Source organism: Microcoleus sp. PH2017_05_CCC_O_A (genome assembly GCF_020738785.1).
GTDB lineage: Bacteria > Cyanobacteriota > Cyanobacteriia > Cyanobacteriales > Microcoleaceae > Microcoleus.
In genome coordinates this window covers 61,499-71,319 of the sequence record NZ_JAEQCB010000073.1, presented here as the reverse complement: position 1 = coordinate 71,319, position 9,821 = coordinate 61,499, and the positions used below count along the sequence as shown (strand labels likewise).

The following is a 9,821-nucleotide window of genomic DNA, read 5'->3' as shown; positions in this document are numbered from 1 at the left end:
TCAATTCTGTAGGGGCGGTGCCCCCGTGCCCGCCCCCTCCCCCGAAGAAAGGGCAACCACGGGGGGATTGCCCCTACTAGAATATCTGCGATCGCACCGCTGTCTCCTAATCCTCGATGATATCCAAACCATCTTCAGCAGCCAACAACTCGCAGGCCACTACCAACCAGGCTATGAAAATTACGGCACATTCTTCAAACAAATAGCCGAGTCATCCCACAACAGTTGCCTCATCCTCCTGAGTTGGGAAAAACCCAGAGAAATAGCCGCTTTAGAAGGCGAAAAGAAGCACAAGAAATATTCAGAGAAAAAGGTTTAGCAGAACCGGAGAAATGGTCAGAACTAATCGACCTTTACCGAGGCAATCCCTTATGGTTAAATATAATTGCCACATTGATTCAAGACTTATTCGGCGGCAGCGTTTCCGAATTCTTATCCTATGATACCCTATTCTTAGGTGACTTAGAATCACTATTGGAGCAGCAGTGCGATCGGCTAACCGAACCAGAAAAACAAGTGATATCCTCGTTAGCTAGTGAAGCCGCACCAGTTGAAATATCAAAAATTTCAGCCCATCTCGAATTATCGCCATCAGCATTATTACAAGCTGTGCAATCCTTGGGACGGCGTTTATTAATTGAAAAAATTAAACAAGGTCAGAAAACACTTTTCACACTCCAGCCTGTATTGATTGAGTATCTGAAAAACCAGCATTAATAACTGACTGAGTTGGCGATTAACTAAATCTATCAATAAACATATCGGGAGTAATAATTTCTACTGTCCTAAAAGGATTTAATATCAACAAATCCATATCCCCCGTAACAATTATATTGGCATTACCACTAACAGCCAACTCTAAAAACTTATTATCTTTTTCATCTCGACACACTACGATTTTTTCGGTAATAGAAACTAACTGAGAAGAACTGATAAATTTCAGCAAAAATACCTTTCTGTCCTCTAAAGAAAGATACTTGTTAAACTTTTGACGATTCAGAACTTGCTCTAATTCTTTTAAAGTCGCTTCAGAATATAAAATTATTCCTTGTTTTTCTGCCAATTCGATCGCCCGAAATGGTACTGAGGTTTTAAAAAGCAAAGCACTGATTAAAACATTAGTATCGATCGCAAATCTATTCGTCATTATCGGCTAAAATCTCCTGTAATATTTCTGGTGTCAAGCCGCGCTGTTGTGCTTTATCAGAAATTTCTGCCATTACCTCTGTTAAAGTTTTGTTGTGTAAATTTTCTCTCAAAAACAATTGAATGATCGAGCTTAACTGTTTCTGAGTCTCAGGAGTAGCCCCTTCAAACGCCTTCTTAATATCTTCATCAACTTGAATTGTAATTGTTGTCATAACTAAAAAAATAAAAACTTAATAAGAAAACAATTTCTTGCTTAAATTTATTGTATCACAGGGTGTGAAGTTCAATTTCTAGGAAGACCCCATATCCCTCAGCTTGCGCCATGCTATCAGCCAAATCTGCCTCAATGCGCTTACGTGCGATTCACGCTCGGGATAGCTTCGCCGATCGCACATCCGAACTCACCAGCCTCAAACTGTACTATACTATAGAGCGTCCCACTGGCGACCATCGCTCACGAGCATCCCGATCGCACTCCGATGCAGAGTAAATCTAAAATCTAAAATCGACTAATCTATTACTTACTATAATGAAAATTGCCACCTGGAACGTCAACTCAATTCGCATCCGCATAGAACACATTACTAACTGGTTGCAAACCAACCAAATCGACGTTCTCTGCTTGCAAGAAACCAAAGTTACAGACAAAGACTTTCCCCTGCAACCCTTCCTCGACATCGGCTACAACTGCTACATCTCCGGTCAAAAATCCTACAACGGCGTCGCTATTTTTAGCCGATCGCCCCTGTCACAAGTCAGCGCCGGATTTGCCCCCATTCTCGGCGACGCAACCGTCGGCAGCTTCGACGAACAAAAGCGCCTCATAGCCGGGGTTATAGACGATATTTGCATCATTTCCGTATACGTTCCCAACGGTTCCGAGGTTGGTTCCGAGAAGTATCAATACAAACTGCATTGGCTCAAACTGCTGCAAGAATACCTGAAAATAGCACTAGACAAATCGCCCAACCTGTGCATTTGTGGCGACTTCAACATCGTACCGGACGATCGAGATATATACAATCCCAAAGCTGCTGCAAACTCCGTTGGCCTATCAATACCCGAACGCCAAGCATTAACAGAAATCACCGAATTAGGATTAAACGACCCCTTTCGCAAATTCACATCAGAAGGCGGACATTATAGCTGGTGGGACTACCGCGCCGCCGCATTTCCCCGCAACAACGGCTGGAGAATCGACCACCATTATCTCAGTTTGCCCTTGTACGAACAAGCAAAAAACTGTACAATAGACATGGCTCCCAGAAAATTAGTTAAACCCAGCGACCACGCCCCCGTAATTGTCGAAATTTGATTTATCAGTTATAAATAGGACTAAGGCAAAAGAAACCCGGTTTCTACCATAAATCTTAGGTTGAGCAACGAGAAATTCAAGAAACCGGGTTTCTAAAACCCTAGGTGATGCTTGGCAAAAGAAACCCGGTTTCTAACATAAATCTTAGGTTAAGCAACGAGAAATTTAAGAAACCGGGTTTCTAAAACCCTAGCTTCTTTCTTCTTCCTTCTTCTATAACAACCAACACCCAAAAATCATGTTCTTAGTAACCGGAGCAACAGGCGCACTAGGCCGCCGAATTGTACGAGAAATCAGACAGCAAGAATCAGAACTAGAAAACCGAGGCGCCGAAATTTTTATCGGCGACTTAAAACAAGACAAAGATATCAAAAAAGCTTGCCAAGGAGTGCAGTACATCATCAGCACCCACGGCACCGGCGGCGACGTTCAAGCAGTACACTACCGCGCCAACATAGAACTGATCGACTGCGCCAAAGAAGCCGGAGTTGAGCACTTTGTATTTCTTTCTGTACTGGGAGTCGATCGCGGATACGAAGATTCAGCAGTATTCAAAGCCAAGCGAGAAGTCGAAAAATACCTGCAAAACAGCGGATTAAATTATACCATTTTGCGGCCAGCCGGTTTTGCTTCCAGCTTGTTACCGCTAGCAGAAAGATTTCGAGAAACCGGACTTTACCTGCTGATTGGCGACGGCAAAAACCGCACCTCTGTTGTCAGTACCGACGACTTAGCAAAGATTTCCGTAGACTCGCCAACAGTAGAAGGTGCGCGCAACCAAATTTTACCAGTCGGCGGCCCCGATGTGCTGACCAGAGACGACATTGCCCGCATTTTTGGCCGCTTATTCAAGCGCGAACCGATCGTAATTAACCCGCCAATGGTTGTCTTTGACGGATTGCGAAATGCCGTGGGTTTATTGAACCCTCAAGCTCAAAAAGGCTTGGGAACTTTGCGGGTATTGCTGGCTAACGAGTTTTTCTGCACTCCCGAAGAAGTCCAGCACTTAGAATCTATTTACGGCATGAGAATGGAATCCCTAGAAAGCTTTTTGCGGCGCAATTTGAGCGTTTAAAAAACTCGTTCGCAGTTGCGCTTATTTCTCGTTACCAGGCAGAGCCTGGTAATGAATATCCAGAGGCTCTGCCTCGAAATTGCTGCGGAATATCCGATTTACTTTAACAATCGGGATGACAGGATTTGAACCTGCGACCCCCTCGTCCCGAACGAGGTGCGCTACCAAGCTGCGCTACATCCCGAAATTAGTCAATAGATTTTTAAGATATCACATTTAAGTCAAAACTTAGCCACCTCCTAGTATAATGTTTTGTAAAACACTACTCAGACGGAGGCAGGCGTGACAGTTAAGCCCCAGTGGTTGCGAGTTAAAGCCCCCCAATGGGAGCGCGTCGGCAACGTCAAAGAAATTTTGCGGGATTTATCCCTGAATACGGTTTGCGAAGAGGCTTCGTGTCCGAACATCGGCGAATGCTTCAACGCAGGTACTGCTACATTTTTGATTATGGGGCCGGCTTGTACCCGCGCCTGTCCTTACTGCGATATCGATTTTGAGAAAAAGCCCCAAGCTTTAGATCCGACGGAACCCCAAAGATTGGCGCAGGCGGTGCAGCGACTCAAACTCAATCACGTTGTGATTACTTCTGTTAACCGCGACGATTTGCCGGATGGGGGCGCGTCTCAGTTTGTCGAGTGCATTCAAGCTGTACGATCGACAATGCCCGATACAACTATAGAAGTTTTGATTCCCGACTTGTGCGGCAACTGGCAAGCTTTAGAAATTATTCTCGCAGCCCGGCCCGAGGTACTCAACCACAATACCGAAACCGTAAAGCGACTTTACCGCAAGGTGCGGCCGCAAGGAAAGTACGATCGCACCCTGGAACTATTGCAACGCAGCCGCCAACTCGCACCGGGCGTTTATACCAAATCCGGGATTATGGTGGGACTGGGAGAAACAGATGCCGAAATTCGCGAGGCGATGCAAGACTTGCGGGCTGTTGGCTGCGATATTTTGACCCTGGGACAGTACCTGCAACCGACTCAAAAGCACTTGAACGTTGAAAATTTTGTGCCGCCGGAACAGTTTGATGCTTGGAGAAAGTTTGGCGAATCTTTGGGATTCTTGCAAGTTGTCGCTTCTCCCTTAACTCGCAGTTCCTATCACGCCGAACAGGTGAGAGAATTGATGAAACTTTACCCGCGCTAGTAATTTAAGTTTAACTGAACTGGCGCGAGAGAGAATGATTGTCACTCAAACTCGATCGGGTAACAGCATTGTTAAACAGTTGACAGTTGACAGTTGACAGTTGAGTGCGAAGTGATAAGAACGGAGATTTAAACTCCGCTCTTATCACAATCTGCCGACCTGAGTAAGGGCTTCAAACCCATGCTATTCGGTGACAATTTAACCTAGGGAAGCATTTGCTCCTCAGCAATTATACTTACAGCTTGCTCTAATTTTGGGTGAAAAACTGAGATTTAGGCGATCGATATAGCTGCAAGCTTCCCTAACGTCCGGAGTGCCATATCGATCGCCCCTCGCCCCCAAATTGCGAATTTTACACTCCTAAAAAAACAGTTTTTTCGGTAATCTTACTGATTGACAAATGCAATGCCATTCTTGACTTTTCACCAATAGGTAACGGCGAGGAAAAACCTACGCTTTCTGTGCCAGCGGGAGTTCAAAAGACCCGGTTTTTGATGCCGATCATATTGGGTGAGGTTAAATGGGAAGCCCCAGCCAACACCAAAAAAGTTATAGATCGATCGCCACATCCAACTCCCAACCTACGCCAAATACATCGATTAACCGGGTTTTTTCCTGGAATTCCTGGGTTGAAATGCCGAATTTTTGTCAGGAAACCCGGTTTTTCCCTTAACTGCCAACTCGATAAGGGAGACTCAAAAAACCATGAATCTCATATGGTGCAAGGGATTAAGCTTCCTATGAGCTGTGGGGTATTTAATCAAGAACCCCGAATTATATAAAGTTTTATTAAAAAAATCCCTATTTTGGCGAAGTGATCGGGAACGAGGTTATTGGTGATGAAGATTAACTTAACTTCTGACCTTGGTCACTTGTTTATAGCCAGTCTCTATCTATACTAGCTATATAAACAAAGAAGTACAACGCACTTTTCGGGGCTTCAAACTGTTACATCAGAAAGTTCTTAGCGTTTTCCCGAATCTTGGTAAAACAAGTGGGGCAGCCAAAGCTCGATCTCTCCAACAGCACAAAAGTCAGAAAAGTTAGTAAAGAAACAAACAGCGGTGATGCTTCGTCTTAACAAAGTGGGCATCATAATTATAAATAACCGCTAAGCGTAGCATCTTTTCACCCGGAGCCATTGAGAAAATCACTATGCCAGCCACCTCTTTTTACGCTCAAGCTGAATTCGACGAACAACTGCGAGTCAATCCCTTGCAAGATGTAGATGTGTTGGATGAAGATGCTGAAGAAGCTGGAGACGAACCCATCGACCAAGACTCAGCAGAGACTGAAGATGCAGACACAGCATCCAAATTGCAAAAAAACGCTAGCCGCCGCACTACAGATTTAGTGCGCCTGTACTTACAGGAAATCGGTCGGGTGCGTCTCTTGGGTAGAGACGAAGAAGTCTCCGAAGCTCAAAAAGTTCAGCGCTACATCAAATTGCTGGAATTGCGCAACACCGTCGCTTCCCAGGAAGAAGGGCTGATTCAAAGCTTCGTGCATTTAATAGAAGTGCGCGATCGCCTGTCTGCACAATTGGGACACAAACCTTCCCTGGAACGCTGGGCATTAACCGCAGGCATCAGTGACGTGCCAGAACTCAAGCGAATTATGGCCGAAGGCAAGCGCCAGTGGGCAGAATTGGCCGAGATGACGGTAGAGGCGATCGAAAAAATTCAAGCTGAAGGCATCGAAGCTAAAGACCACATGATTAAGGCGAATTTGCGCCTGGTGGTTTCCGTGGCAAAAAAATATCAAAATCGCGGTTTAGAATTGCTCGATTTAATACAAGAAGGTACTCTCGGACTGGAACGAGCTGTCGAAAAGTTCGACCCGACACGGGGCTATCGGTTTAGCACATACGCCTACTGGTGGATTCGCCAGGGAATCACGCGGGCGATCGCGACTCAAAGCCGCACCATCCGCCTCCCCGTCCACATCACCGAAAAACTTAACAAAATCAAGAAAGCCCAGCGCAAAATATCTCAAGAAAAAGGTCGCACAGCTACGATCGAAGATATCGGCGTCGAATTGGACATGACTGCCGCTCAAGTTCGGGAAGTATTGCTGCGAGTTCCTCGCTCTGTTTCTCTGGAAACTAAAGTGGGCAACGAAAAAGATACAGAGTTGGGCGACTTACTCGAAACCGACAGCATCTCGCCAGAAGAAATGCTGATGCGAGAAGCTCTGCACCGCGACTTGCAACAATTGTTGGCAGATTTGACTAGCCGCGAACGAGATGTTATTCTGATGCGCTTTGGTTTGGGCGACGGACACCCCTACTCGTTGGCAGAAATCGGTCGAGCTCTGGACTTGTCCCGCGAGCGAGTCCGCCAAATTGAAGCCAAAGCTTTGCAAAAACTCCGCCAACCCAAGCGTCGCAACCGCGTGCGCGACTATCTTGAGTCTCTGACTTAAATTAGCTGGTGTGCATTTACTGACAAATAGGGTTTAAAGCCTCGTCCTTCTTATAGGACGGCTTTCATCATAGGGTATGTATTGTGGATGCGCGAGATCTAAAAATCCGGTCTCAACTCTAGAATCCCAAAACAATCCTATAGGTTGAGGCATCAACCTATAGGGCTAGGCAATATCAAACAAGCGATGCTTGCTTTGTCTGTTTGAATCCAGAATCCCGATTCCTCAAGGTTCGGGAGTATGTCAGTGTATTGGTAATGTCCGTTTCTGGATCTAGGTAGAAGGCAGAAGACAGAAAGCATAAAGCAGAAGAAAAAATTATTACTTCTACACGATTTCTCTGTCTAATTACTAGAAACACGAATATTGGAGTATATTGGGGTAAGTCAATAGATCGGCTTTGCAACTTGATTTGAAAATCAGAGTTCAACAAACATCTCAGGTCGAAAGATGCTAAAACCTCAAAAAGGATTTTCCATTGCCACTAAGTCAGTCAAGGCGAAATTGCTTCGTTCTGGTTTTGATATGCAGCCAACTAAGGCAGCCTATAACGAGATAGTTCATTTCTATTTCCTACTAATTGCCGAAGCTCCTCAAGGCATCCTGACAAAAGAAAATGGAGGCTGGCGTTACTACGAGCTACTCACGGCTAATCATCCTTTCGTAAAAGGCTTTCCTTCTGGGATGAAGAGAGCAGCCATCAGGCAAGCAATTGGTGCTTATAAAAGCTGGAATTCAACCTATCAAAAATGGTTGAATCGCCCAAAAAGGCTCAAGCACCACAAGCCACCGCTCCATCAAGGAGCGTTTAACTTTAACCCTCAGTACGATGCTGGGATGTGGAAAGAGGATGATGGTTTTTCTATTGTTCTAAAGATGCTGGTAGGCGATTCATGGAAGTGGATAAAACATCAGTATCAATGCCCTGACGTTCCGACCCAATGGGTAAAAGGCTCCCCTAGAGTGCAGGTTCAAAACGGTTCTTTGTGGATAGTTTTTCCACTTGAAAAATACGTTCCTGCTACGGGTGGCATCAAAGGAATCATGGCAAAAAGCACGTTTCGGACCTGCGGAATTGACATGGATCTCGACAAGTTCATCGTCATTGCTAGCATCCTAGAAACCAACGACAGAGGCGAAACGACTGAAGTCGCTAGACATTTCATTAACCAGTCGCGTCATGTAGCTCGTAGGAAGCGGAATCTAGGAAATATCGCCATCAAAATGGGCAAAACGGGAATCATTTCCCGTGGCTTTGCTAAAAAAGCATGGGACTCTTTATCTGCTGTGGAAATTGAATATTCAAGAGCCGTATCCCGCGAGCTTGTTGAGTTGGCCAATCATTGGCGGGCAAATGTGATTAGCTTTGAGCATCTGGGAAATTTGCGACCCAAACGCGGGAAATATTCAAGACGCTCAAATCAAAAACGTGCTTACTGGTTGAAAGGCAAAATCTATGAACAAGTCAAACGAATTGCTTATCAAGATTATGCAATTCTCACAACTCGCGTTAGTCCGATGAATACGAGCCGTCTTACCCCTTGGGGCGAGCCTGTCTGGAGAGGATGCAAATTCCCTTCAAGCCCGACTGAGTTTGATAGCTATCGACCGGGGGCTGCATTAGTAGCAACTGTGGATGGGTACAAAGCTCATAGTGGTTTAAATGCCGCTCGTAATGTGGCTCTAAAAGCAATTAAGCGCCATCTTTCAGAGGTGATGCTTCATCAAAAAAGCCTACAGCAGTAATGCTTGAGGTGTGCAATTAAACTAGAACGGTGTTTGGCGACTACCACTTTAATTGTACGAGGCTTGGGTAAACTGCCTAAAAATTCCTTTCCACTACGCTCTATTTGGTTGGGCTAGCCCCACAAACTGAAGGAAGCGACTACGGAGGAGTTGAAAAAGTGAACTATAGGTGGAATGTTGTGATTTATTCCAATTTACTCCAATTATGGGTTACTCTAAGGCTTTATGGTATGTGTGCCGTCAAAAATTATCAAAAACTAAATTTTTACCCCAAGCTTTTTTCAATAAGCTCGCATATTTGCAAAATATCTCGATCGCTGTGTATGATTGTCAATAGGCAGACTTTCTTGAGAGGGTCACTATGGCACTTTACACCGCGTCCTCATTCAAATCCGAACTCAATGACAAAGGCTGGCGGATGACTCCCCAACGGGAAACCATCTTGCACGTGTTTCAGAACCTCCCCAAAGGCAACCACCTGAGTGCGGAGGATTTGTACACTTTGTTAAAAAATCGTGGCGAAAACATTAGCTTGTCCACCATTTACCGAACTTTAAAGTTAATGGCAAGGATGAGCTTGCTCCGCGAACTCGAACTAGCTGAAGGTCACAAACACTATGAAATAAACCAGCCTTACCCGCACCACCACCACCACCTAGTCTGCGTTCAGTGCAACAGAACGATCGAATTTAACAACGATTCGATTTTGAAAATTGGGATGAAACAAGCTGAAAAGTCTGGGTTGCACCTGCTAGACTGCCAGTTAACGATTCATACGGTGTGCCATGAAGCTTTGCGGATGGGATGGCCGTCTTTGGTTTCCAGCAATTGGTCTTGTCCGAGGTCGATCGCTCAGAATGGCAACAGTGCCCCTGATGCAATCGAGTGAGAATACACTATTTTCGCATTTCAAGTACGGCTGGTTAGAATTATTAACGAAACTCGGCGCAAGTGTGATTC

At 45.2% G+C, this 9,821-nt stretch carries 10 protein-coding genes, 1 tRNA gene and 1 pseudogene; 9 read left to right on the top strand and 3 right to left on the bottom strand.

Going from position 1 to position 9,821, the window contains the following annotated elements; translation table 11 throughout:
- Together JGK20_RS18105 and JGK20_RS18100 are read left to right on the top strand one after the other, a co-directional pair.
- A pseudogene (locus tag JGK20_RS18105) lies at positions 1-319 on the top strand (ATPase); the annotation flags it as partial.
- Positions 226-717 (top strand): hypothetical protein, encoded by a 492-nt coding sequence (locus JGK20_RS18100; protein ID WP_293231636.1) that lies wholly within the window; start codon positions 226-228, stop codon positions 715-717. The pseudogene JGK20_RS18105 and the gene JGK20_RS18100, both read left to right, overlap by 94 nt.
- A gap of 19 nt (positions 718-736) precedes the next feature.
- Here JGK20_RS18100 and JGK20_RS18095 read toward each other — a convergent pair whose 3' ends face one another.
- Positions 737-1,147, bottom strand: a complete 411-nt coding sequence (locus JGK20_RS18095) for a putative toxin-antitoxin system toxin component, PIN family (RefSeq protein WP_293218560.1) — start codon at positions 1,145-1,147, stop codon at positions 737-739.
- The gene (locus JGK20_RS18090) at positions 1,137-1,361 is read right to left on the bottom strand and encodes a hypothetical protein (protein ID WP_293193522.1); all 225 of its coding nucleotides are present in this window, start codon (positions 1,359-1,361) and stop codon (positions 1,137-1,139) included. The genes JGK20_RS18095 and JGK20_RS18090 overlap by 11 nt, the downstream gene beginning before the upstream one ends.
- A gap of 110 nt (positions 1,362-1,471) precedes the next feature.
- Between JGK20_RS18090 and JGK20_RS18085 the strand changes: the two genes are divergently transcribed.
- From JGK20_RS18085 to JGK20_RS18075, 3 genes are all read left to right on the top strand, one after another.
- Positions 1,472-1,639, top strand: a complete 168-nt coding sequence (locus JGK20_RS18085; RefSeq protein WP_293193523.1) for a hypothetical protein — start codon at positions 1,472-1,474, stop codon at positions 1,637-1,639.
- Between the two features lie 39 nt (positions 1,640-1,678).
- Positions 1,679-2,464 carry an exodeoxyribonuclease III gene (xth, locus tag JGK20_RS18080; protein WP_293182924.1) on the top strand — a complete coding sequence of 262 codons (786 nt, stop codon included), beginning with the start codon at positions 1,679-1,681 and terminating at the stop codon, positions 2,462-2,464.
- A gap of 238 nt (positions 2,465-2,702) precedes the next feature.
- Positions 2,703-3,539 (top strand): SDR family oxidoreductase, encoded by an 837-nt coding sequence (locus JGK20_RS18075; protein WP_293231633.1) that lies wholly within the window; start codon positions 2,703-2,705, stop codon positions 3,537-3,539.
- 110 nt (positions 3,540-3,649) lie between these two features.
- On the opposite strand, the gene JGK20_RS18070 is transcribed toward JGK20_RS18075, so the two are convergent.
- Positions 3,650-3,723 (bottom strand) — tRNA-Pro (locus tag JGK20_RS18070).
- A gap of 98 nt (positions 3,724-3,821) precedes the next feature.
- On the opposite strand from JGK20_RS18070, the gene lipA reads away from it, so the two are divergent.
- From lipA to JGK20_RS18050, 4 genes are all read left to right on the top strand, one after another.
- Positions 3,822-4,691 carry a lipoyl synthase gene (gene lipA / locus JGK20_RS18065; protein ID WP_293197393.1) on the top strand — a complete coding sequence of 290 codons (870 nt, stop codon included), beginning with the start codon at positions 3,822-3,824 and terminating at the stop codon, positions 4,689-4,691.
- Positions 4,692-5,846: 1,155 nt separating this feature from the next.
- Positions 5,847-7,115 (top strand): RNA polymerase sigma factor SigC, encoded by a 1,269-nt coding sequence (gene sigC / locus JGK20_RS18060; RefSeq protein ID WP_293182930.1) that lies wholly within the window; start codon positions 5,847-5,849, stop codon positions 7,113-7,115.
- 450 nt (positions 7,116-7,565) lie between these two features.
- Positions 7,566-8,861 carry a hypothetical protein gene (locus tag JGK20_RS18055; RefSeq protein ID WP_293182933.1) on the top strand — a complete coding sequence of 432 codons (1,296 nt, stop codon included), beginning with the start codon at positions 7,566-7,568 and terminating at the stop codon, positions 8,859-8,861.
- Positions 8,862-9,222: 361 nt separating this feature from the next.
- On the top strand, positions 9,223-9,750 hold the full coding sequence (locus tag JGK20_RS18050) for a transcriptional repressor (protein ID WP_293147815.1): 528 nt from the start codon (positions 9,223-9,225) through the stop codon (positions 9,748-9,750).
- Positions 9,751-9,821: the final 71 nt, after the last annotated feature.